Annotated in this window: 28 protein-coding genes; 17 read left to right on the top strand and 11 right to left on the bottom strand. The window is 67.1% G+C overall.

Annotated features, from left to right (window positions below):
• Positions 1–14: 14 nt before the first annotated feature.
• Entirely contained in the window at positions 15–641 is a 627-nt protein-coding gene (locus ABZ909_RS20515) for a TetR/AcrR family transcriptional regulator (protein ID WP_357001866.1), read from the top strand.
• A gap of 294 nt (positions 642–935) precedes the next feature.
• Here ABZ909_RS20515 and ABZ909_RS20510 read toward each other — a convergent pair whose 3' ends face one another.
• The gene (locus tag ABZ909_RS20510) at positions 936–1,643 is read right to left on the bottom strand and encodes a Crp/Fnr family transcriptional regulator (protein WP_357001863.1); all 708 of its coding nucleotides are present in this window, start codon (positions 1,641–1,643) and stop codon (positions 936–938) included.
• A 120-nt stretch (positions 1,644–1,763) separates the two neighbouring features.
• Positions 1,764–2,738: a glycine betaine ABC transporter substrate-binding protein gene (locus tag ABZ909_RS20505; protein WP_357001860.1), complete on the bottom strand. Its 975-nt coding sequence runs from the start codon at positions 2,736–2,738 to the stop codon at positions 1,764–1,766.
• Positions 2,739–3,095: 357 nt separating this feature from the next.
• On the opposite strand from ABZ909_RS20505, the gene ABZ909_RS20500 reads away from it, so the two are divergent.
• From ABZ909_RS20500 to ABZ909_RS20465, 8 genes are all read left to right on the top strand, one after another.
• Positions 3,096–3,992: an ABC transporter substrate-binding protein gene (locus ABZ909_RS20500; RefSeq protein WP_357002282.1), complete on the top strand. Its 897-nt coding sequence runs from the start codon at positions 3,096–3,098 to the stop codon at positions 3,990–3,992.
• 14 nt (positions 3,993–4,006) lie between these two features.
• On the top strand, positions 4,007–5,152 hold the full coding sequence (locus ABZ909_RS20495; RefSeq protein ID WP_357001858.1) for an ATP-binding cassette domain-containing protein: 1,146 nt from the start codon (positions 4,007–4,009) through the stop codon (positions 5,150–5,152).
• The gene (locus ABZ909_RS20490) at positions 5,149–5,790 is read left to right on the top strand and encodes an ABC transporter permease (protein WP_357001855.1); all 642 of its coding nucleotides are present in this window, start codon (positions 5,149–5,151) and stop codon (positions 5,788–5,790) included. The genes ABZ909_RS20495 and ABZ909_RS20490 overlap by 4 nt, the downstream gene beginning before the upstream one ends.
• Positions 5,791–5,934: 144 nt before the next feature.
• A complete protein-coding gene (locus ABZ909_RS20485) occupies positions 5,935–6,630 on the top strand; it encodes an ABC transporter permease (protein ID WP_357001852.1) in 696 nt (231 codons plus the stop codon).
• Positions 6,631–6,693: 63 nt separating this feature from the next.
• Positions 6,694–7,116 (top strand): CBS domain-containing protein, encoded by a 423-nt coding sequence (locus tag ABZ909_RS20480; RefSeq protein WP_357001850.1) that lies wholly within the window; start codon positions 6,694–6,696, stop codon positions 7,114–7,116.
• Between the two features lie 60 nt (positions 7,117–7,176).
• A complete protein-coding gene (locus ABZ909_RS20475; RefSeq protein ID WP_357001847.1) occupies positions 7,177–7,848 on the top strand; it encodes a response regulator transcription factor in 672 nt (223 codons plus the stop codon).
• Positions 7,845–9,206, top strand: coding sequence for a HAMP domain-containing sensor histidine kinase (locus tag ABZ909_RS20470; protein ID WP_357001844.1), 1,362 nt, complete (start codon positions 7,845–7,847; stop codon positions 9,204–9,206). The genes ABZ909_RS20475 and ABZ909_RS20470 overlap by 4 nt, the downstream gene beginning before the upstream one ends.
• 119 nt (positions 9,207–9,325) lie before the next feature.
• Positions 9,326–9,658: a hemophore-related protein gene (locus tag ABZ909_RS20465; protein ID WP_357001842.1), complete on the top strand. Its 333-nt coding sequence runs from the start codon at positions 9,326–9,328 to the stop codon at positions 9,656–9,658.
• 70 nt (positions 9,659–9,728) lie between these two features.
• On the opposite strand, the gene ABZ909_RS20460 is transcribed toward ABZ909_RS20465, so the two are convergent.
• Positions 9,729–9,941: a DUF397 domain-containing protein gene (locus ABZ909_RS20460; RefSeq protein ID WP_357001839.1), complete on the bottom strand. Its 213-nt coding sequence runs from the start codon at positions 9,939–9,941 to the stop codon at positions 9,729–9,731.
• Positions 9,938–10,819 carry a helix-turn-helix transcriptional regulator gene (locus tag ABZ909_RS20455; protein ID WP_357001837.1) on the bottom strand — a complete coding sequence of 294 codons (882 nt, stop codon included), beginning with the start codon at positions 10,817–10,819 and terminating at the stop codon, positions 9,938–9,940. Before ABZ909_RS20455 ends, ABZ909_RS20460 begins: the two co-directional genes overlap by 4 nt.
• A gap of 169 nt (positions 10,820–10,988) precedes the next feature.
• Between ABZ909_RS20455 and ABZ909_RS20450 the strand changes: the two genes are divergently transcribed.
• The 3 genes from ABZ909_RS20450 to ABZ909_RS20440 are packed head-to-tail and all read left to right on the top strand — an operon-like array spanning position 10,989 to position 11,883.
• On the top strand, positions 10,989–11,207 hold the full coding sequence (locus ABZ909_RS20450; RefSeq protein WP_357001834.1) for a hypothetical protein: 219 nt from the start codon (positions 10,989–10,991) through the stop codon (positions 11,205–11,207).
• Positions 11,182–11,655, top strand: a complete 474-nt coding sequence (locus ABZ909_RS20445; protein ID WP_357001831.1) for a hypothetical protein — start codon at positions 11,182–11,184, stop codon at positions 11,653–11,655. The genes ABZ909_RS20450 and ABZ909_RS20445 overlap by 26 nt, the downstream gene beginning before the upstream one ends.
• A 15-nt stretch (positions 11,656–11,670) precedes the next feature.
• Positions 11,671–11,883, top strand: a complete 213-nt coding sequence (locus ABZ909_RS20440; RefSeq protein ID WP_357001828.1) for a hypothetical protein — start codon at positions 11,671–11,673, stop codon at positions 11,881–11,883.
• Positions 11,884–12,070: 187 nt separating this feature from the next.
• Here the strand turns inward: ABZ909_RS20440 and ABZ909_RS20435 are convergent, their stop codons facing one another.
• A complete protein-coding gene (locus tag ABZ909_RS20435; protein ID WP_357001826.1) occupies positions 12,071–12,646 on the bottom strand; it encodes a helix-turn-helix domain-containing protein in 576 nt (191 codons plus the stop codon).
• Between the two features lie 92 nt (positions 12,647–12,738).
• Here ABZ909_RS20435 and ABZ909_RS20430 point away from each other — a divergent pair, with 92 nt between their 5' ends.
• Positions 12,739–13,992: a serine hydrolase gene (locus tag ABZ909_RS20430; protein ID WP_357001824.1), complete on the top strand. Its 1,254-nt coding sequence runs from the start codon at positions 12,739–12,741 to the stop codon at positions 13,990–13,992.
• A 153-nt stretch (positions 13,993–14,145) separates the two neighbouring features.
• Here the strand turns inward: ABZ909_RS20430 and ABZ909_RS20425 are convergent, their stop codons facing one another.
• The 4 genes from ABZ909_RS20425 to ABZ909_RS20410 all read right to left on the bottom strand — a co-directional run bounded on the left by ABZ909_RS20425 (position 14,146) and on the right by ABZ909_RS20410 (position 16,771).
• Positions 14,146–14,556, bottom strand: a complete 411-nt coding sequence (locus tag ABZ909_RS20425) for a VOC family protein (RefSeq protein WP_357001821.1) — start codon at positions 14,554–14,556, stop codon at positions 14,146–14,148.
• Positions 14,557–15,027: 471 nt separating this feature from the next.
• A complete protein-coding gene (locus tag ABZ909_RS20420) occupies positions 15,028–15,432 on the bottom strand; it encodes a nuclear transport factor 2 family protein (RefSeq protein ID WP_357001818.1) in 405 nt (134 codons plus the stop codon).
• A gap of 318 nt (positions 15,433–15,750) precedes the next feature.
• Positions 15,751–16,044, bottom strand: coding sequence for a hypothetical protein (locus tag ABZ909_RS20415; RefSeq protein ID WP_357001815.1), 294 nt, complete (start codon positions 16,042–16,044; stop codon positions 15,751–15,753).
• Positions 16,045–16,117: 73 nt separating this feature from the next.
• The gene (locus tag ABZ909_RS20410; RefSeq protein WP_357001812.1) at positions 16,118–16,771 is read right to left on the bottom strand and encodes a hypothetical protein; all 654 of its coding nucleotides are present in this window, start codon (positions 16,769–16,771) and stop codon (positions 16,118–16,120) included.
• A gap of 50 nt (positions 16,772–16,821) precedes the next feature.
• Between ABZ909_RS20410 and ABZ909_RS20405 the strand changes: the two genes are divergently transcribed.
• The 3 genes from ABZ909_RS20405 (at position 16,822) to ABZ909_RS20395 (ending at position 19,263) form a co-directional block, all read left to right on the top strand.
• Positions 16,822–17,385, top strand: coding sequence for a TetR/AcrR family transcriptional regulator (locus tag ABZ909_RS20405; RefSeq protein ID WP_357001809.1), 564 nt, complete (start codon positions 16,822–16,824; stop codon positions 17,383–17,385).
• 370 nt (positions 17,386–17,755) lie between these two features.
• Positions 17,756–18,238 carry a hypothetical protein gene (locus ABZ909_RS20400; RefSeq protein WP_357001807.1) on the top strand — a complete coding sequence of 161 codons (483 nt, stop codon included), beginning with the start codon at positions 17,756–17,758 and terminating at the stop codon, positions 18,236–18,238.
• A 728-nt stretch (positions 18,239–18,966) separates the two neighbouring features.
• Positions 18,967–19,263 carry a hypothetical protein gene (locus ABZ909_RS20395; RefSeq protein ID WP_357001804.1) on the top strand — a complete coding sequence of 99 codons (297 nt, stop codon included), beginning with the start codon at positions 18,967–18,969 and terminating at the stop codon, positions 19,261–19,263.
• A 613-nt stretch (positions 19,264–19,876) separates the two neighbouring features.
• Here ABZ909_RS20395 and ABZ909_RS20390 read toward each other — a convergent pair.
• Entirely contained in the window at positions 19,877–20,797 is a 921-nt protein-coding gene (locus tag ABZ909_RS20390) for an alpha/beta fold hydrolase (RefSeq protein ID WP_357001801.1), read from the bottom strand.
• A gap of 133 nt (positions 20,798–20,930) precedes the next feature.
• Between ABZ909_RS20390 and ABZ909_RS20385 the strand changes: the two genes are divergently transcribed.
• Positions 20,931–21,482, top strand: a complete 552-nt coding sequence (locus ABZ909_RS20385) for a TetR/AcrR family transcriptional regulator (protein WP_357001798.1) — start codon at positions 20,931–20,933, stop codon at positions 21,480–21,482.
• Here ABZ909_RS20385 and ABZ909_RS20380 read toward each other — a convergent pair.
• Entirely contained in the window at positions 21,448–22,209 is a 762-nt protein-coding gene (locus tag ABZ909_RS20380) for a MerR family transcriptional regulator (protein ID WP_357001796.1), read from the bottom strand. The genes ABZ909_RS20385 and ABZ909_RS20380 overlap by 35 nt on opposite strands.
• Positions 22,210–22,530 lie beyond the last annotated feature (321 nt).

Here is a 22,530-nt window from a genome sequence, read left to right as displayed (position 1 = left end):
CCAAGGAGCGCGCCGTGAGCAGCAGACCGGACAGCCGGGGCAAACGCGTGCGCCTGAGCCCCGCCGAACGCCGCGAGCAGTTGATCACACTCGGCACCAGCATGCTGCGTGAACGCGCCCTGGACGACATCTCCATCGGCGAGATCGCCGAACAGGCCGGCATCTCGCGCGGCCTGCTGTTCCACTACTTCCCCACCAAGCAGGACTTCCACCTGGCCATCATCCAGCACGCCAATGCCGAACTGCTGGAACGCACCTCGCCCGACCCGAAGCTGGCGCTGTTCGACATGCTCCGCGACTCGGTCGAGCGCTACATCGACTACGTCACCGAGAACCGCACGTCCTACCTGGCCCTGCTCCGCGGCCCGGCCAGCGCCAGCCCCGAACTGGTCGCCCTGGTCGACGCCACCCGCATGGCCCTGGTGGACCGCATCATCGCCGAGACCCCCATCCCCGCCGAGGACCCCGACCGCCCCCGCCTGGGCCTGGCCGTTCGCGGCTGGATCGCCTTCGTCGAGGAAACCACCCTGACCTGGCTCCGCGAGGAACCCATCACCCGGGAGTCCCTCGTCGACATGCTCGTCGCTTCCCTCCCGGCCCTCGCCCTCAACGCGGATCTCGCTGCGGCCCTGCGGCAATGACGCGGGAACCTAACGGACCCTGACCACGAGCGCGCTGGCCGGCTCGTCCCGGTCGGGCCACCGCCCCGTCGTGGCGGCGACGATGAGCGCGGCCGCCAGTGGGCTGTGGACAAGGGTCAGCGCGCGATAGAGCCCGTCGACCGCTGTACATCCGGACGGTATTTCGGGTGCCGACATCGGTCACACCTCCCGTGGGTTCTGCCCCGGATCCATGATGGGGAGACTCCTCGAGCGTGACACGGTGCGGATGTAAGAAAGCCTGAAAAATCAGGTCTCTCGGCAGAATTTCGGGAATCACTCCTCCAATTCCGCGAATCGACGCAGTTTTTCGAGGTCCCGGACGTGGACGTGCCGGTTGTTCAGGCGCACCAGGTCGGACTCCCGCATTTCGCGCATGGCCAGTCCCACCGCGTCCACACCGGCGCCGACGAGATTGCCGAGCTCCTCGTAGGACAGTCGCACGGTGATCTCCCACCCCGTTTCCGCACGCCGCCCGCAGGATTCGACGAATTCGACCAGCAGGCGGGCGAGCCGGATGTGCACGTGGCAGCCGCCGAAGTCCAGGCGCCGCTGATCGGACCAGGCCAGCCGATCGGCCAGCGAGCGGCACAGCACCAGCGAACCGTCCGGATGGGATTCCAGAAACGCCATGAACACCGACCCCGGAATACGGTGCGCGATGGTGGCGGTGCACACCGTCGCGGTATTGGACCGTGGCGAATCCGGTACCAGCGCACCCAGTTCGCCGATCACGTCGCCGCTGACCCGGATCGCGAAGAGCTTGCCGTCGGCCGCGGTGATCTTCACGCACGCCGACAGCGAGCGCAGCAGGTACACCGTGGTGCCGGGTTCGCCCTGGCGCATGAGCACGGTGCCCGGCGGGCAGTAGGTCTGCACGCCGAGCTGGAGCAGGTCCTGGCGGCTGCGCGCGCACAACCGTTCCATGAAAGTCCCCGTAGGCCAGGGCCAATCGCCCAGATGCCCGCCGCCTGGTGGGTTCACAATCGTATCCCGGTTCCGTACCGCCATGGGAAGCTGCCCCGATCCACCCACGGTAGGCGAGCGAAACCGGTTGCGACGCAGGGGACGCCGAGGTGTTACGGATTCACGACCCGGCGGGGGTCACAGGGCGTGCGCGTCGAGCCAGACCCGGGCGACCGCGGCGGGGACGGCGCCCTCGTCGCGGACCTGGTGGATCATGTCGGCCAGGTCGGTGGTGATGAGTTCGCCGGCGACATAGTTGAGCTTGCGGAGTTGCTGATCGGTCAGGGCGGATTTGCGGATGATCGGGAGGATCATCGCGGCGCGGAAGGCGTAGTCGGGGTCGGCGAGTGGTGCGAGGTCGGCGCCGCCGTCGGGGAGGAAGGCGGGCGGACCGGGGAGAACGGCCAGCTGGATTTCGCCGTCGGAGAGGGCCTTTCGCAGGTCGGCGTCGGTGGCGAAGGTGACCGGGTGGGTGATCGCGCAGTGGTAGACGGTGCGCAGCGGGTCCAGGACATCGCGTTGCGGGTCGAGCGGGGCGCGCAGAGCGTCCAGGGGCGTGCCGGTGTCGATACCGATGGTGAGCTCGGCGCAGCGCGCGCCCAGGTCCTTCAGCGAGGACGGCAGGCCGTCGGGGCGGGCGGCGGCGGCGACCACGGTGGGGCGCAGGTCGGTGCCGTCGGCGGCATCGGAGTCGACGACGTCCTCCGGAAGCGCCTTGGACAGAGCCGCATTCACGTCGTCCGGTTTCGTGACGGTCGCGGTGGAGTCCAGGGCGGTCAGCAGATCTCCACTGACATCGCCGAACAGCGCGATCCGGTCGGCGTCGAGGGCCGCGAGCAGATCCGCGCGCTGTCCGATCCGATCCTCGACCCGGGTGCGCAGTCCGGTGCGGGCCAGCGCGCCCGCGTAGATCTCGGCGATCATCATCGATTCCGCCGAATTCCCTGCTCCCACTGTCAATACCGGTCCGGTGCCCGATTTGCCGCAGGCCACCGCGGCCGCGGCGACCGCGACGACCAGCAGCGCCGACCCGAGGCGGGGCCGCCGCGCGCGGCGGAGCGGGCGGGCGCGACGGCCGAGGGCGCGCGGTGCGGAGGAGTCTGTGCCGGACACGCGCAACAGTCTGCCGCCCCACCCCTCCCCCACGCGAAACCGACCCGCGCATGAGCGCACCGCGGAGTTCCGCGCAGCTCGAGCCGAGGGGTTCCGCCGCCGGAAACGACCCGGCACGATGGCTCGACCGGATCCGCCAAATGCACGAAACCGACCACAGGTAGGCAACGTTCGCGGGAACAGCCGGGCAATATGGACAGTTGAGTCTGTTTCAGGGGTGGAATCCGCCCCGCCCGCGCAGGCACCCCGCTCGGAAGGACGACAGTGCACTCGCTCATCACCACGCGCGCCGACGGCAGGCGCACCGCCCGGACGGTACTCCGAATTCTGGCCGCGTCGGTGGCGCTGGCCGCGGCCATGGCGCTGTCCGCCTGTGGCGGCTCCAAGTCCAATCCGCTCGGCGGTGGCGGCGACTGCGGCAGCGACGCCAACAAGGTGACTGTCGGCTCGGCCAACTTCCCGGAATCCGAGACCGTGGCCGATGTCTACGCGGAAGCCTTGCGCGCCAACGGTTTCGGTATCGACACCAAGCTCAATATCGGCAGCCGCGAAGCCTACGTCCCCGCGCTGAAGCAGTGTGCCATCACCCTCATCCCGGACTACACCGGCAATCTGCTGCAGTACCTGGACAAGTCGAGCACCGCCACCACCCCGGACGAGGTGAACGCGGCATTGGCCAAGGCGCTCGGCGATCAGCTCGCCATCGGCACTCCCGCGCCCGGTGAGGACTCCGACGCCGTCGTGGTCACCAAGGCCACCGCCGACAAGTGGAACCTGACGAGCATCGGCGATCTGGCGGCGCACTCGGCCGAGGTGAAACTGGCCGCGCCCGCGGAGTTCTCCGAGCGTCCCGGCGGCCTGCCCGGCCTGAAGAAGAACTACGGCCTGGACATCGCGGCCGCGAACTTCGTGCCGATCGCCGACGGCGGCGGCCCCGCCACCGTGAAGGCCCTGACCGACGGTCAGGTCACCGCGGCCGACATCTTCACCACCTCCCCCGCCATCGCCGCCAACAACCTGGTGGTGCTGACCGACCCGAAGCACAACTTCCCGCCGCAGAACGTGGTGCCGCTCTACAACACCGCCAAGAAGAGCGACAAGCTGACGAAGGTTCTCGACGCGGTCTCGGCGAAACTGACCACCGCTGAACTCGTCTCGCTCAATACCGCCGTCTCCGGCAGCAGCAAGACCGAACCGGCCGCCGCCGCCAAGCGGTGGGTGGCCGCGCAGGGGCTCGACAAGCCGATCGCCTAGGAGGGCCGAACACGGTGTCCGACATCGAATTCACCGGCGTCAGCAAGACGTATCCGGACGGCACCACCGCCGTCCACGACCTCGACCTGCGCATCGAATCCGGGTCGTTCACCGTGTTCGTCGGGCCGTCCGGCTGCGGCAAAACCACCTCCATGCGCATGATCAACCGCATGATCGGCCCCAGTACGGGCGTCATCACCGTTGGCGGGCAGGACATCTCGCGCAGCAACCCGGTCCAGCTGCGGCTCGGCATCGGCTACGTGATCCAGAACGCGGGCCTGCTGCCGCACCGCACCGTGGTCGACAATGTGGCCACCGTGCCGGTGCTGCGCGGACAGTCCCGCCGCGCGGCCCGCCGGGCGGCGCTCGAGGTGATGGACCGGGTCGGCCTGGATCGCGGTCTGGCGCAACGCTATCCGGCGCAGCTGTCGGGTGGTCAGCAGCAGCGCGTGGGCGTGGCCCGAGCGCTGGCCGCGGACCCGCCGATCCTGCTCATGGACGAACCCTTCAGCGCCGTCGACCCGGTGGTGCGCACCGAACTCCAGAACGAGATGCTGCGGCTGCAGGCCGAACTGCACAAGACCATCGTCTTCGTCACCCACGACATCGACGAGGCCATCAAGCTCGGCGACCACATCGCCGTGTTCGGCCCCGGCGGCTACCTCCAGCAGCACGATGTGCCGCGGACCGTACTCGCCAAGCCCGCCACCGATTTCGTGGCCGGCTTCGTGGGCCGCGACCGCGGCTACCGGGAACTGTCCTTCCGGACGGCCGATACCGTTCCGCTGCACGAACTCTCGACGGTCACTCCGGAGGAGGTGACCGGGGTCCGGCTGGAGCAGGGCGAATGGCGGCTGGTCATCGATCGGGCCAAGCGGCCCCTGGGCTGGATCGACACCACCGGCGTGGAGGGCGTGCGCGCCGGGCACGCGCTGACCGACAGCATGGCCGCGGGCGGCTCGCTCTTCCCGCAGGACGGCGATCTACGCCAGGCCCTCGACTCCACCATCTCCTCGCCCTCGGAAATCGGTGTGGCGGTGGATGATTCCGGGGCGGCAGTGGGCGCGATCTACGCGCGCGACGTGCTCGAGCAGCTGCACCGGCAGCGCACCGCCGAGGACGCCGAACGCAATCGGGTCTTCTTCGAGGAGCCCCGGTGAGGTACCTCATCGACAATTTCGACGAGATCGCCGGATACGCCCGTACCCATCTGTATCTGGCCCTGCTGCCGCTGCTGCTGGGCCTGGTGATCGCGATCCCGGCGGGCGCGCTGGCGCATCGGGCGCGCTGGCTGCGGCGGGTCACCACCACGGCGGCCAGTATCGCGTACACGATTCCGTCGCTGGCGCTGTTCGTCATTCTTCCGCCGCTGCTGGGCCTGGGCGTCATCGATCCGCTGAATGTGGTTATCGCGCTGACCATCTACTCGGTGGCGCTGCTCATCACGGCGGTCCCCACCGCCCTGGATTCGGTGCCCGCCGACACCCTCGACGCCGCCGACGCCATCGGCTACCCGCGCTGGCGGCGAATACTCACCGTCGACTTCCCGCTCGCCCTACCGGTTTTCATGGCCAACCTGCGGGTCGTGGCGGTCACCAATATCTCGATGGTGACCGTCGGCGCGCTGATCGGTGTCGGCGGGCTCGGCAAGCTGTTCACCCAGGGCTATCAGCGCGACTACCCGGACGAGATCGTCGCGGGCATCATCGTGGTGCTGGCGCTGGCCCTGATCGTGGACCGCCTGCTGTACCTGCTGGGCCGGGTAGCGACGCCGTGGCTGAAAGGGCGTCCGGCATGAGCGGTCAGGCCGCGGAGGAGGCAGCCTGTGTAACCACGCAGCGGCCCCGTCCATGCCGAATGGAGTCAGCATGAGCGGTCAGGCCGCGGAGGAGGCAGCTTGCGTAACCACGCAGCGGCCCCGCCCATGCCGAATGGAGTCAGCATGAACCTTTTCCTGGATGCCTGGCACTTCCTCACCGACGGCGCGAACTGGTCCGGCCCGGCCGGCATCGGGCGCCGCATTCTCGAACACCTGTGGTACAGCCTGCTGGCCGTGGGCCTGTCGGCCGTGATCGCGGTGCCGATCGGCCTGCTGATCGGGCACACCCGTCGCGGGTCGGCCCTCATCGTCGGCTTCGCCAACTCCATGCGCGCGCTGCCGACCCTGGGCGTGCTGACCTTCGTGGTGCTGCTCATGGGCCTGGGCCTGACCCCGCCGCTGCTGGCGCTGCTCACCGTCGGCATTCCGCCGCTGCTGGCGGGTGCGTACGCGGGCATCGCGAATGTGGACCCGGTCGTGGTCGACGCCTCGCGGGCCGTGGGCATGAGCGAACCCCGGGTGCTGCTGCGGGTCGAGCTGCCCAATGCCTTGCCGGTGCTGCTCAGCGGCCTGCGCGCGGCCACTCTCCAGGTGGTGGCGACCGCGACCATCGCCGCCTACGTGAACCTCGGCGGGCTGGGCCGCTACATCTTCGACGGCATCAGTCTCTACCGCTACGACAAGGTGCTCGTGGGCGCGATCCTGGTGGCCGCGCTGGCGCTGATACTGGACGGTCTTCTCGCGTTCGTGGTGTGGCTGAGCGTGCCGGGAACCGGCCGCTTGCGCCGCCTCACGGATCGCTTCCAGCTCACGCATTGACCTTCCGGTGTGATCGGGGTCACGATGTCTCCTGGCACACCCATCCCGAGACAGGAGGTTGCAGTGAAGGCTCGCGACATCATGCACCGGAGTGCGGAATGCATCCCCGCCGATGAAACCCTGGACCGCGCCGCTCAGCTGATGCGCAACATGGATGTCGGCGCACTCCCCATCTGCGAGGGCGACACGCTGATCGGCATGCTCACCGACCGTGACATCGTCGTGCACTGCGTCGCCATGGGACACGACCCGAGCCGGGTCCGGGCCGGTGATCTGGCCCAGGGCCGGGTGTGGTCGGTCGACGTCGACACGGACTTGAGTACCGTCCTGGACGTCATGGAACAGAACCAGATCAAGCGCATGCCGGTACTCGATATGCGCAAGGGTAATCAACTGGTCGGCATGATCTGTGAATCCGACCTCGCCAAGAGCATCGACGACAGGAAGCTGGCGGAATTCATTACCGCCGTCGCGGTCCCGCACTAAAGACCCGGGAGGCGTCCCGGTTCGCAGCGGATTCACAGGCAAAGGCCTGAGAATTGCCGGGTGCAACCGGGACGCATTCTTGTCATCGAAGACGCCGAGGCCATTCGGGCCGCGGTGGGGGCCGGACTGTCCGCCGCCGGGCACGATGTGCTCACCCGTGCGGACGGCGGCCTGCTGGAACAGGACCTGGCCCAGTTCCGGCCCGATGTCGTGGTGCTCGATGTGATGCTGCCCGGCCGCGACGGCTTCGCCCTGCTGGAATCGGTGCGGGCCCGCTCGGCGGCCGGCGTGGTTATGCTCACCGCCCGCGACGGCGTCGAGGACCGGGTGCGCGGACTGCGCGCCGGCTCCGACGACTATGTGGTGAAACCCTTCGACCTCATCGAACTGGTGGCGCGGGTGGACGCGCTGCTGCGGCGGATGGGAAAACTCCAGAGCCGCATCGTGATCGGCGACCTCGAGGTGGACGTGGACGCCGGGGGCGCGCGGCGGGCCGGGCACGAGCTCACCCTCACCGCCACCGAATTCAAGCTGCTCGTCTACCTGGCCGCGCAGCGGGACCGGGTGGTCACCAAGACCCAGATCCTCACGGCCGTCTGGGGATACGAGGACTACGACCCCAACCTGGTCGAGGTACACGTGAGCGCGCTGCGCCGCAAACTCGAGGAACACGGTGAGCGGGTGGTGCACACCGTGCGCGGCCTCGGATACACGCTGCGGGTGCCGCGGTGAGGACGGTCTCGCTCCGCGGCCGCGTAACCCTCACGGCCGCACTGGTTTCCGGCATCGTGCTGGTGCTGGTCGCACTGAGCGTGCACGCGCTGTTCGGGGTGGTGGTGACCCGCAGCGAGAACACCGTGCTCACCGACCGCGCCCAGCTGGCCAGACAGCTCGCGCAGGAAGGTGTTTCGCCGGAGGACCTGATCACCCGGGTGGACACGCATTCGGTGCGGGTCCGGCTGGTGCTGCCCGACGGACGCACCTTCGGCAGCCTCGAGCACCGGCTGGCGGAGGACAGCACCACCAAGACCCGCGTCATCAAACTCACCGGACCGGGGACGCTCAACGACGGCCGGCTCACCCTGCAGGTGGACACGCCGCTGATCGCCCGAGTGCAGTCGCGGCTGGGACTGCTGCTGGCCCTGGCCACCACCGGGGCCATCGCGGTGATCTCGCTCGGGCTCTGGTTCGGGGTGCGCCGTGCGCTCGCGCCCCTGGACGCCATGACCCGGCTGGCCCGCGATATCGCGCACGGCCACCTCGGCAGCCGCCTCGAACCATCCCGCACCGACACCGAATTGGGCCGCACCGCAGCCGCTTTCGACGAGATGCTCGATGCCCTGGAGGGCGCGCTGCGCGACACCGCCGCCGCCGAGGCCCGGGCCCGCGCCTCCGAACAGCGCATCCGGGTGTTCGTCGGCGACGCCGCCCACGAACTGCGCACCCCCATCACCGGCGTGCGCTCGCTGGCCGAGGCGGTGTTCCAGCAGCCCGCGGACACCGATCCCGAGGACCGCCAGCGCATGCTGCTGCTCCTGGTCCGGGAGACCCAGCGCGCGGGCCGCCTGGTCGACGACCTGCTGGACCTGGCCCGCATCGACGCCGGCCTGCAGCTCCGGCTCGAACCGGTGGACCTCTACGCGCTGACCGCCACGCATCTCGACCGTATGCGAATGCTGCACCCGCACACCGAATTCCGGCTCACCGGCGAGGCGGCCACCGTGCCCGCCGATCCCGAGCGCATCACCCAGATCCTCACCAACCTGTGCAGTAATGCCTGCCAGGCGATGAAGGACCACGGCAGCATCACCGTCGAGTTGCGCGCGTATGCCGATGCCGTCGACGTCGTCGTCTCCGACAGCGGCCCCGGCATTCCGGTCGAGGATCGCGAGCGTATCTTCGACCGCCTGGTCCGGCTCGACCATGCCCGCCACCATCGCCCGGACGGTTCGGGCCTGGGCCTGGCCATCGCGCGCGGCCTGGCCCGCGCGCACGGTGGCGACCTGACCTGCGCCGACCCCGACCCCGGCACGACCGGAGCCGTCTTCGTCCTCCGCCTGCCCCGCAGCGCACCGCCGGCTCACCCGTGATCGTCGAGGTTGCCGACGGGTGGCTGAAGATCCCCTGAAGATGGCCGGCCGATTCAGGCCGCCTTCAGCTTGCGCGGGCAGATTCGGTGGGGACCCCAACCCACGAACATGGAGTGAGAATGAAACGCACCCTTGCCGCCGCCCTGGCCGGCGCCGCCGGAGCAGCCGCCATCGCCCTGGCCGTGCCGGGCACCGCCTCCGCCGACACGCCGCAGTGCAGCCCACAGGCCGCCGCCGCGGCCCGCGCGGACGCCGCCCCCAAGGTGGCCGCCTACCTGGCGCAGCACCCGGATGTGGCCGCCGAGATCGCCAAGGTGAAGACCCTGCCCGAGGACCAGCGCCGCGCCGAACGGAAGGCGTGGCGGCAGGCCAACCCGCAGGAGGCGCAGGACCTGAAGGCCGCGCGCCAGGCCGTCATCGACTACCACAAGGCCTGCGGCCACCAGAAGTAAGCCGTCATCACGCACCGGGCCCGGTCGAAATGACCGGGCCCGGTGCGTATTTCGGCGCGTTTCCGATCGATCAAACGCGGGACGGGTCGAACTTCCCCGCCATGACCGCGCCCACGAACGCATCCCACTGACCGGCGGTGAAGACATGCGCCGGCCCGGCGGGATTCTTGGAGTCGCGGACACCGACCTGGCCCCCGGCCAGGAACGCGGCCTCCACGCACTCCTTGCTGCCGCCACTTCTGCTGCTCTTGAACCAACGTGCGCCGTTGAGTTCGTAGTTCACGCGTTGTACTCCCTTGCTATCTCGCGCACCAGATCTCTGCTGCTCGATTCATCCAGCGCAGCCCGCTGGAGGACTCTGTACGCCTCGATGTAGCGGTCGACGACATCGTGCTTCTCCGAGTACATGTCGCTCGAGTAGCCCTCGCTGTAGATCGTGGTCGGCGCGACAGGCTGGCCACGTCCGTCCGGCCCGAAATCGATGATCACGAACGGCCCGGTCTGATCACCGGTCGGCATCCCGGCGGAGAACGGAAGGATGCGGAGGGTCACGTTCGGCAAAGTACTTGCCTCGGCAAGACGTTTGAGTTGGTCTGCCATTATCTTCGGCCCGCCGATCACTCTGCGCAACGCAGTTTCTCCGAGCACCATGTTCAGCTGAGGCTTCTTGAGGTTGTGTGTGAGGAGGCGCTGCCGCCTCGCCTTCAACTCCAATCGCCCTGCGAGAGCGGCTTCTCCGTCGTCAGGGTTAGCGGTGTAGGCCAGCACGCGTGCGTAGGGACGCGTCTGGAGGAGTCCGGGGATGAGGTCGGGCTGGTAGGTCGTCAGCATCGTGGCAGCAGATTCCATATCCACATAGATGCGGAAGTCCTCCGGAAGAACGCGGCTGAACTCGTGCCACCATGATTTCCCGGCGGCGGTTTCCGCCAAGCCCCTCAGGTGCGCGGCCTGGCGATCGTCTATCTGGTACAGCCGGATCAGGAGGTCCAGATCGGGACGACGGATCTTCGCAACCTCTCCGGCCTCGTGTCGCTGGAGCTTGCTCTTGCTCCAATCCATCTGTCTGCCAGCCTGTTCCAACGTGAACCCGGCCTCCTCGCGGGCCGACTTCAGGTACCGACCAAGTTGGCGGCGGGTGAGGGTGCTTTCGCTTTCGGACATGGAATTTCCCGTTCTCGGGTCATCATGTTTCCCGCTCCGCGACGATGATGATTCCCGGAGCGGGAAAATCATCTCACGGTCTGAGGGTCGAATCCTGGTGAAACAGTGAGAAAATCCGGATTCCCGCTTTTCACTTCCCAACTCCTCGTCGCCTCGATGCACTTGATGCATGGCAACCCAGCAGCAAGGCAAGCAGCCCGAGCACCAGAGATCCTGGGTCGACGACGACTGCCAGAACGGTTCGATTCACCCCATCACCCGGGCGCGAGCCAAAGGCATCAGCGCGATCCATGCCAACTGCGAGCCGCCGTGCCCGCGCGCGGAGAGCGCCCGAAAGTACCTGAAACGGGAAGGAATTCACCATGCCGGTACAGAACATGACCGGTGAGAGCCCGCTCGAACGGCAGGTGTGGCTGTACCGGGAGCTCTACGGTCTGCCCTGTCGGGCATCGGGCCCCCGAATCACGCTGTCCACCAGCGATGTCAGCGCGATCAATGCGCCGAGCGGGCTGGCAGCGCTGATCGACGATGAGCTGTTCTGGAGCAAGAAGGTCACGCCGATCCTGGACGAGGGCACCGGCAGCGGCGACCTGATCCTGCTGGCCGCCCCGAGCCCGCTCGACATGAGCTGCTGCGCCGCCGATCTCCGCCGCCGCGCGCGCTTCGAGTTCCTGCCGCCGGGAAGGCAAATCGCCCTCCCCTCCACCCTCCCTCCTCCCGGACCCGAGCCCCACTGGTTCAGATACCCGCAGTCGGAGAGGCTCCAGCCCATCACCGCGGTCTTACGAGCGATCCGCATCGTCCTCCGCGACATTCCCCGCACCTACCCCGCCTAGCCACGAGAGGACACCATGGTCACCGAAATCGTCACCACCGCAGCTACTTTCATGCTCCTCGCGTGGTATCTCACGCAGACCGGTCGACGCTACCTCCCTGGGCCACGCATCCCGGACCACCGCTCGGTTGCCGCAATCCGAGCCCGCATCGAAGGCGAAAAGCGCGTGGCCGCAGCCTCGAAGCACGAGGCGGCCCGATTGGCGACCCAGTTCACGCTCACGACATGACAACCAAGCCGTCCGCTACGCCAGAGCCGTCCAACATGCTGTGAGTTACGTTGCTGGTCAACGATTCTCGTACTGGTCGGCACGCACATGCACACGCATTCCTTGGAGGCCGAACAGAATGAGTAGTTCGACCGTTACGCCGTCGGCGCTGTCCGATGCGGATAGTTGGCGGGGCGTCGGGCGGTGTTCATGGGTTGGGGGTGGCGTCCGGAGTCTGTGGCCGCTGGTGAGGTGGGGTGTCTTCGCCGGGTAGCAGGATGCTGGCGTAGATGCGTCGGGTGCGGCCGGGTCCCGGTGGGTTGGCCAGGCCGGGTTGGAGCACGCTGAGCAGTTTGCGGCGCAGTTCGGCGAACTCGGTGTCGGTGAGCCACATGGCGGCGAGGCGGTAGGCGACCTGGTCGCGTAGCAGATCGATGTCGCCGCGAGCGAGATAGCGGTCGAAGTCGCCGAGCAGGCCGGCGATGTACGCCATGAAGGCTTGGCGGTGGTCGTCGGCGCTCATCGCGTCGATCTCGTCCAGGCCGATGCTCGCCGCGCTCAGCCGTAGGACATAGGTGCGTTCGACCGTGCCGCGCACGCGGCGCTCGGCGACGACGGTGAGAACTCCGGCGTCGACGAGGCGGGTCATGTGGCGGTACAGGGTGGTCGGCGCGACGTCGGACAGCTCGTCCCGCAGGTCGCTCGTGGTCAGGGCCCGGTCGTTGAGGAACGCCTGCACGATCCGCAGGCGGATCGGGTGGAGGAGCAGATCCGCGGATGTCACGACAATCAGGCTAGCAACACGAATCCGATTTCGGTAATGTTTCCACTTGTGGATTCAATGGAGCGTCGGCTCCTGACCGGACGGGGGACACCATGATCGAGCAGACAGGCGCGGGCGCGCCCACCCTGACCGCCGCCGAACAGCTGGACTGGCTGGTGGCCGCATCCGCTCGGGTCCCGCTTCCCGAGCAGGAGATCCAGCAGCGCGTGGCCCCATCGTTGTTGACCGCCAGCGGCGGGCCGGCCGGGTTCAACGCTGCGGCCGGCGCGGTCGGCCCGCTCACCGTGACCCGGGCGGCGGTGGCAGCGTCGCGACCCGACCAGGCGCAGGCAGCGGTGCACGGCGGCGGACTCGACTACCTGCTCACGGTGCGGGTGGACCAGGCGGGCCGGGTAGGCCACCTGGAGCTCACCCTCGACGAGGCCCCACCGGCCTGCTGGGCGGAGGCGGACAGTCGGTTGGCCGCGCTGGGCGGACGGGTGTCGTTCGCCGCGGCCACGATCGCTCCGGACAGGACGTGCCGGATCGAGCACGGCCTCGATCCCGACGCCCTGCGCCCGATCGGGTCGGGGTTCAAGCTGTACGTGCTGGGCGCGCTCGGCCAAGCTGTCGCCGAGGGCCGAGCGTCCTGGGGCGAACGGCTGGCCATCCACGAGGACTGGAAGAGCCTGCCCTCCGGCACCCTGCAGGACCGCCCGGCCGGCGACGCACTCACGCTGGCCGAGTACGCCGACCCCATGATGTCCATCAGCGACAACACCGCCACCGACCACCTGATCCACCGGTTGGGCCGGGACACCGTGGCCCGCCAACTCAGCCTGTTCGGCCACCAAGAGCCCCGGGCCAATGAGCCTTTCCTGACGACCAGAGCGTTCTTCCAGCTCAAGTACAGCCCAGACCACGTGCGGCGGTACTTGTCGATACCCCCGGCGGAGCGGGCCATGCTGGTCGAGCACCTGGAAAGCATGCCCCTGCCCGACACCTCGCAGCCTTGGACTCAGCCACGTGAGATCGACCAGATCGAATGGTTCGCCTCGCCGGTCGACATCTGCCACGCCTACGCGGGCCTGCTGCGGCTCAACCAGCCCGAAATCGGCCATGCCCTGTCCCTCGACCCCGGCGGGCTGGGTCTGGATGCTGCCCAGTTCCCGACAGTCTGGTACAAGCCCGGCAGCGAACCCGGCGTAGTAACCCTCAACTACCTGGCCCGCACAGCAGACGGCCGCGCTATGACTGCCAGCCTGATGGTGTCCGACCCCACCACGCCGCCCAGCAACATGGACGTACTCACCAAAGGCCGCCTCATCATCCGAGGCGCATTCCAGCTACTGGCCCAACCACACTGATCACACACATCCAGCCACCACCCCACCTCCACGACCATCCTCGACTGCCGCATACCACGCTGACCAAACCGGCCAGCGCGGTGCGGCCGGCGGCGAGACCGACTGCGGCCCAGAACATCCTCTTCTGCCGAATTGAGGCTGTTCAGGCTTGGCTCACGATCGACCGTCTGCTGGTCGGTTCGATGCCGGGTCGGAGATCCGCCATGGCGGGTTGAGCCGATTGTCTCCGGCGTAGAACAGGCACAGCCGATGGCCGTCCGGATCGCGCAGCCATGCCTCTCGCCACAGCCACGACATGTCGGCGGGCAGGCTGTCGAACACCACGCCCGCACCGGCTAGCCGAGCGCATCGGTCGTCGAGGTCATCGGACTCGAAGTAAATGGAGACCTGTTCACCGTCAGGCACGGATTCGACCAACTCGACCGAAAACGTGCTGCCGCCATCAGGACATTGGAACCGCAGATAGTTGTCGGTCTTGACGATCAACTGCATTCCGAGCAGTCCATAGAACCGCTCGGACCGGCCAAGGTCGGTGGCACCGATCGTGATCTGATTCAGCCGCATCCAGCCACTGTGCAACCTCAACCGCGCTACAGGTCAACCTATCGGGCGAGCCACGCTCGCCGAAGATAAGCCGGCCGCCCAATTCGAGGCCGGCCGAACGCACACTTCTGCCGAGTTCCGTGCGACCGGTGCAATCCCTCACAATCCGGCGTAGAGCAGCAATTTCACGCCAATTCCTCAGCTGTAGTGCACGTTTAGAACAGTTGGGTCGGCCGTTCATGCCCGCATGGCAGCGCACTCTCCTGCCGCTTATCGCGCTGACCGATCCGACCACGGCGGTCTTGCGGAAGATCAACTGGCCGTGGCCATCTGAGACCGCCCGAATGCACTGGTATGCCGAGTTTCGTGCGGTCGGCGCTACCGGGTGCCACGCCACCGGTGCCGCCCATTGGGGTCTATCAGAGGATGTCCCCTCGGATAGACGTTCCAGCCCTTTGTATTCGGGGTGCTCGCCGTCGAGGGCGAGAACAGTCAGGCACCTTTTGCCCAAGCCCAGGCCGTCAGCCGCCACTGTGCCCCTACCCTGCCGAGCACGACAGTGAATATCGAGCCGGTTTGGGTTACCTGCTTGCCCTGCAGATTGACCGTCATGGTGGCAGGAACAACGACATACGCGTGGTCCCCGGTGACATCGATGTGCCGTGGCTCGGCGAGCGCAATGTGGTAGCCCGACGCTCCCACGTGCTCGCCCTCCCTCTGTACGGCCCTCCACCAGTCCTCGCTGGCTGTCGGTCCCTGCCATACGTGCGGTGACATGCCGTCGAGTATCTGCATCGGGTCAGCGCACAGTGCTGACATCGCCTTCGAGTCACCGTTGTTGAAGGCATCGACGTATCGGAGCACCACCGCCATGGGCGGGTCGAGGGCGACGTTCATGCTGGGGACGGTAGTTCGAGTCCTCGGCGCCGGGATGAATGGCGCCGTCGTGTCGTCGTCCGCAGCTGCGGATGTTCCTGCATCCTTCAGCGCTGGCCGAACGCACGCTCCTGCCGCTTATCGCGCGGTCGAGGTCGGCCCACGACGTTGTCGAAAATCGATGATGTTGGGAGGCTGCCGACCTTCAGTGGGAGAGCTTGGACCACCGATCTGTGTGAGGGCGGTGAGGTCGTCAGTGTATCCGCGGGCGTTGCCCGGCTCGAACACATTGAAATGCCAATGAGCGAGCGGTACCCGATCGCGAGTTTCCTGGCACGGTCAGGCTTTGGGGCGGGTTGTGTCGAGGAATGTGGAGATGACCGGCAGGAGCAGTTCGGGGCGGTGGACGAGGCTGACGTGGGAGGTGCCGGGCAGGATGGCCAACCGCGCGTTGGGAAGTCCAGCCGGAGTGTCACCGCCGATATCGCCGCCGAAGACTCGGAACATCTCGATCGCGTGGTCGAGGCGGATGGATTTAGCCTTGAAGGCGGGTCCGGGATGCGGCTTGTCCGAAGAATCGGTGTCGGGTTGGAACCGGTCGAGGGCGACGGCCCCAACCCGCGGACACGCCATCTACAGGATGCGACCCCGGCGCGAACCCCGAACGGCGAGCGGGAGACTCGTCGTTCGGGTGGACGGTATCCGGTCAGATGGTCCAGTTGATCGGGTAGTCGACGATCGGGTGGAAGGTCAGGGCGTCGAGCTGCTGAAATTCCCCACGGGCGACGGTGACCATTTCGTGCAGCGAATCCATCTGCACCGCATGGTCACTGGAGTCCCAGACGCTGATATTGGCGATCGCGCCCACCGGCGACACGGCGGTATACCAGTGCACGAGTCCCGGCAGTCGTTCGATGGCCGGGATCAGGTACTCGGCCTGCTTGATGGCCAGGGTCTCGACCTCGGCGAACCGGTCGGCGTCGAAGCTGCCGCGGGCGACATGGATGACCGCGGCGGCCGGCACCGATCCGGCGATGGTCCAGTTGATGGGGTAGTTGATGATCGGGCGTTCGAAATGGCCGCCGATCGCTTCCATTTCGCCGCGGGCCACAACGGCCATCAACTTCAGGTCGTCCATCTGCTTGGCGTGCGCCTCGGTGTCCCAGATGCTGATCTGCACCGTCGAACCCTCTGGCGAGACGCCAGTGAACCAGGAGATGAGGCCCGACAATTCCTTGATGGCCGGGATCAGGTAGTCCGCCTGCTTGGTGACCAGGGCGCTGAAGTCCGCGAAGAGGCTCGGGTCGAAGGTGGCGCGTCCGACGCGGATCACCGCGCTCACCGGCAACGACTCCGTCATGATGGTTCCTTCCATCTGTCACTTACGTTCCGATGTACTATCGCAATGTAATGAGCACCCCGCAACCGAAAGCCGGAAGACCGAGGAACCCGGCCCTGGACCAAGCGATCTTGGCGGCCGCCGCCCACTCGCTCGGCGAACTCGGCTACGCCCGCATGTCGCTGGAATCGGTCGCGGCCGCCGCGGGCACCACCACCCCCAGCCTGCGCCGCCGCTACCGAAACAAGGCGGAATTGGTTGCAGCGGTGATCGGTTCACTGCGGGTCGTGGAGCCACCCGCCGCCGCCGCGACCCCCCGCGCCCACGCCCTGGCGATCCTGGAGAACTTCCACGACAACCTGCGGGCCGGTCCCGCCATGGCCATTCTCGGCTCACTACTCGCCGAGGAAGGCCGCCACCCCGAACTGCTGGAATCGTTCAAGACCCGCATAGTCGAGCCGCGCCGCGCCCTGCTGCGAAAAGCCCTGGCAGTGGGCGATTTTCCCGCGTCCACCGATCTCGACGTCCTCACCGGCATGCTCATCGGCTCGTTCTACGGCAGCTACGTCACCCTGGCCGGCATTCCCGACAACTGGCCAGGCCGCGTGCTGAGCGCCATCTGGCCACCCGAATAGGCGAGCCTACGAATGCCCGACCGACCCGGCATCCGGTCTCGGCTGAGTGCGCAAGAACATCCGGGGCCTCGGCGGCCCCAATAGAACGACCTCTTCTGCCGCTGATCGCGCTGACTGAACTGGCCAGCGCCGGGCGGCGAAGGTCAACTGGCCCTGCCGATTCGGCGATGTCGGAAGGCGCCGTCAATGAGGTTTCGTAGTGGGTGGATTGGGCGGTGGCGCAGGGGCGTGAGTCCGGAGCAGCCGAATCCGCCGCTGCTCCTGAACCGTCTGAGGCACACCGGATTCTGTCGTACTGATCCGAGCCTGTCCGGGTAAAGCTGGTCTTCACGCCGTGATCCGTGCTAGGACAGGAGTCATGATGCGAGGCATGCTCAGGTTTGCGGCAGTATCAGCTCTGCCGGCAATCGCGTTCGGGGCGTTGGTCGGCCCGGCGTCCGCGGACACGTCGTCCTTCGATCCTGCCCACGTCGATGGCGGACCGGGCTGCGTGGGCACGGTCAGCGCGTCGGCTTCCCCTCAGCAGGGGCAGCAGGGCAGCGACCATGCGACTTTCTTCGACAGCTCGGTGCAGGTCCAGGTGAGCTTCAAAGCCGATGCCGCGAGCGACCCACTCGGTTCGATGTCGGCATCCCCCGCCGCGGGCACCAACTGCTCGATCTCCGCGACGGTTACTGCCACCAATCTCGACACCGGTGTCACAACGACCAACACCCAGGCCACCCGATACGACAGTCACTACGGTTGGAACGCCACCTTCTTCAACTTCCCCGGCTCGGGCCGAGTGAGCATCCAGGTCAGCACGAATCCCAGCCCGACCGAACTGGTTGTAGACGTACCGGCACCACGCTGACATCGAAATGTCAACGGGCCATCAGCATTCGGTACCGACGATCGCGCCCTCATGCCGAGTTCCGTGCGACCGGTGCAATCCCTCACAATCCAGCGTAGAGCAGCAATTTCACGCCAATTCCTCAGCTGTAGTGCACGTTTAGAACAGTTGGGTCGGCCGTTGCCCGCATGGCAGCGCACTCTCCTGCCGCATACCGCGCTGACCGAACCGACCAACGCAGGGCATCGGAAAATCAACTGGCCGTGCCGATCCGAGACCGGCGGAACGTCCGCTACTGGTAAGGACAGGGCATGTTCCAGACTCCATCCATCTGTTGCAATAGCTACCGCCACAGCGGTTTTGGCTCTGCCTGGGCGACTCAGGGAATTCGACAGTTCGAAAGGCTGCGGATGGATCACCCATGATGAGGGTGGCGAGGACCTTTTCGTTGCGGCCCGCTCGGTCCTGGCGACGTCGAGCAGACGATAGAGCTTGCGGCCCTGAGATCTAGCCCCGGCGACGTTGACGTGCCCACGGCGATCCACCGCAAGCCGCCCTGACATCCCGACCGGCATCCGTCCGATCCACGCGCACCGACGCGCCGGACCGGACGATCGTCGATCCAGCCACACGCTCTTAGTAAACTTCAGCCGGATAAAGCGTCCGCACATGCCGGACCCGCACGTTGGTCAGTTGTCCAGAATGGTTGGTAGACAACGTCTTCCAGAGTCACCCGAGTGAGGAGTCACATGAGGATCAAAACCGCGTTGCTCGTCACAGGAGTCGCGGCCGTTGCCGCACTCGCACCGTTCATCATGAGCCCGGCCGAAGCCGCCACGCCAGGTTCCCAGTGCCGCGCCACCGCTGGCGTGCTCGGCCTACCGGTCGTTAGTCTGAGTGGATCCGTGGACGGTAGCGGCCAGAACTGCAAACTCCTTGCAGTATCATTGTCTGCCCTGCTCCATATTTCGCAGGATGTCTATGTTCCCTGTAGCGGCGCGGTCATTCAGGTTGCCGGCCTGACCTTCACCGGTACCTGTCCGTAGTAGCAAGGACCGCCATCCGTCTGGACTGTACCGTCGGGCAGCATCGACGCAGTCCGCAGTCCAGACCTGGAGACTTCCAGCGGGGTCGCCCCTCGAATCCCTGCCGATGGCGCAATCCACTACCGCAGCTCGACAGTCGCTGACTTCAGTCGACTAAGGTATACGCACATGCCGCATGCCGCGCTGACCGAACCGGCCAGCGCGGGGCATCGGAAGATCAACTGGCCGTGCGGATCCGAGGCCGGCGGAAAGCCCGCTATTGCCGAGTTCCGTACGACCGGTGCAATCCCTCACAATCCGGCGTAGAGCAGCAATTTCACGCCAATTCCTCAGCTGTAGTGCACGTTTAGAACAGTTGGGTTGGCCGTTCATGCCCGCGGAGAATCCGGTTCTCGATCGCGGCGGTGGTGAGTCCGGCCGCCAGTGCGGCCCCGAGCTCGCCGTGCGCGCGTGCCCGGGCCGCCCGCAGCGCGGCGAGCGTGCCCTCGACGTCAATAGCCCGAATTACCTAGTGCGAGTGAGAGATTCGCAGTCGGTCATGCGCCGGCCTTCGTTCGTGTGGGTGCGGATGTCGGGGCGGGTATGGGCAGCAGGCGGCTCGAATGGCGGATTGCTATCGACCCAGCGGTCCTGCGAAAGGCAGGACGACCGTGCAGGAGACGGGTGCGGCGTGCGCGGGGTCGAGGGCATTGAGGACCACGCGCGCCGTGACCGGATCCGCGGGCAGCTCGTAGTGCTCGGTGTAGTCGGTCGGGCAGAGGTCCTGCAGCACCACGTCGTCGACATTGGGCCCGTCCAGCAGGCCGGTGGTCCAGGGGGTGGCGATCTCGTCGTAGCGGGAGACCACGGTGGTGAACCGGATGTCCGGCGCGAGAGCCGGGTCCGCGTTCAGGTCGATGGCGACCTTCGAGCCGGGCGAGAGCTGGCACGGCCCGCACTGCGCAGCCAGTTCCGCTCCGGGCGCGGTGGATTCGAGCAGCGGCTGCAGGTTCGCGAGGCCGCTGACCGTGGAGCCGTGCAGCGGCGCGGCCAGCGCCACGTAGTGGTCGATCTTCGGAATCGCGCCGAGGTGGTTCAGGGCGTAGAACGGCACCGCGCCGCCCATCGAGTGACCGACGAGATCGACCTTGTTCGAGCCGGTTTCGGCGCGCACCCGGTCGATGAAGTCGGAGATCTGCCGGGCGCTGGTCTCGACCGGCGTGATCGCGCCCAGGACCGGGCCGAGCGCGCCGGTGCCGTAGGTCGTGGTGAACACGCAGTAGCCGGCGTTCGTGAGGACCGCGGACAGGGTGTTCCAGGTGACGGTGTCATTGGACAGTCCATGCAGCAGCACCACCGGATCAGGGTGCACGGCAGCGGGTTTGCACGACCAGTCGTTCGCACCGGGCGGCGCCTGCCCGGGCGCGGTGAGCTCGGCCGCCAGTCCGCCGAAGTAGCTGTAGGACGGATCCGGCTCGTCGGCCGCGGCCGGGCGTCCGGCCAGCGCGGCGGCGAACAGGATGGCGGCGGTGAGGCAGCGGGTGGCCGATCGCATGGGTACTCCCGGGGATTCGTGCCGGTCGGCCTCACGATGCCCCCTACGCGCCGCGCATGACCGACCGGTCGGTCATAGGCTAGTCGCTGTGTACCCTCGGGGGGAAGAGACAGCGCAGGAAAGGATTCCGGCCATGCCCCGACCCGCGGAACCGGGCCGCAACGCCCTGCTCGACGCCGGGGCGGAGGTCGCCGCGCGCACAGGTCTGGCCGGACTGTCGGTCAATGCCGTGGTCCAGGCCGCCGGCATGGCGAAAGGCACCTTCTACCATCACTTTCCGGATCGGCGCAGCTATGTGGTCGCGCTGCACCGCCGGTATCACGACGAGCTGACCGGTCGCGTCCTCGCTGCCGTCGTCGACCTCGCGCCCGGCCGCGAGCGACTGCGCGCCGGCCTCACCGCCTACCTCGACGCCTGCCTGGCCACCCGGGGCACCAAAGCCTTTCTCGCCCAGTCTCGCACCGAGGCCGATCTGCTCGACGAGGTGACCGCCCGCAATCAGCTGGTCGCCGCGGCGATCGCGCCCGATATCGAACAGCTGGGCTGGGCGGACCCGCCCGCGGTGGCGCTCCTGGTCATCGCCATGGTGGCGGAGATCGCGCTCGCCGAACTGTATTCCAGCGCGGCCCGCCCCGACCTGCGCGCCGCGCTCACCGCATTGATCGAGTGCACGCCGCGGCTTTGATGAATTCGATCTGAGCGGATGACGGACCGCGGAATTCCTGCTGGATCCGGTCGGCATTGGCGGCCTGCATTCGATACAGACTGTCGCGCAGCCCAGGATCACCACCATGGAACTGCTCCAATAGACCCATCCACCGCTCCGCCAGCTGCCGCGCCTGCGGTGATGCCGGGTCCAATCCAGCCTCGATTGCCGCGTCGACCTGCGGGATCAGCTCGCCCCATCCCGCTTCGACCTGCTGGACATGGAGTTCGCCGAATTCTTCCCGACGCTGAGCAAGCTGCGCCAGTTGCTCTTGGGTGAAGTATTGCTTGACGGTGTCGTCGACCATGACTGTCCTCCTGATCAATCCCAGGAAGTGATTCGCGGAGATGTCGGGCCGGTTCTCCGCCGTTGTCGCCAGTGCCGCCACCAGGGCGTGCAGGTCCTGCGTCGCAGCCACCTGAGCAGCCAGATAATCTCGATGCGCGGCCAACACCTGCGCCATTGCCACGGTGCCCGCGAGCACGTTCGCGATCTGGTCCAATCCCAAGCCCAGCTGACGCAAGGCCAGAACCTGATACAGGCGCTGGACATCGGCTTCGATGTAGAGCCGGTGACCGGTATTGGTGCGCCCGGCCGGGCGCACCAAGCCGATGCGGTCGTAGTGATGCAACGTCCGAACCGTCAATCCGGCCTCGGTCGCGAGCTCACCGACCTTCCACACGTGCCCGTTTCCCGGCTCGGCCATTCCGCTTCCAGCTCACTTCCACCGACGCACCCCGCGCCGGTATCGCCGACGCTAGGACCTGACGTCACGTCAGGAGCAAGCCGAAACCTCCTGCTGGATCTCGCGACAGCAGCACTACGGAATCGACCAGGAACGCACCACTTTGCCGCATACCGCGCTGACCGAACCGGCCAGCGCGGGGCATCGGAAGATCAACTGGCCGTGCCGATCCGAGGCCGGCGGAACGTCCGCTACTGGCACCCCTCTATGTCAAGACGTGGGTGTGGGTGTGGGGTTAACCTGGTTTTCGGGTCCGGGATGTGGCTTGTCCGAAGGGTCGGT

It is taken from the genome of Nocardia sp. NPDC046763 (genome assembly GCF_040645495.1).
Lineage (GTDB): Bacteria > Actinomycetota > Actinomycetes > Mycobacteriales > Mycobacteriaceae > Nocardia.
Note: the sequence above shows the minus strand (reverse complement) of the source record. Positions and strands in the feature narration are given on the sequence as shown.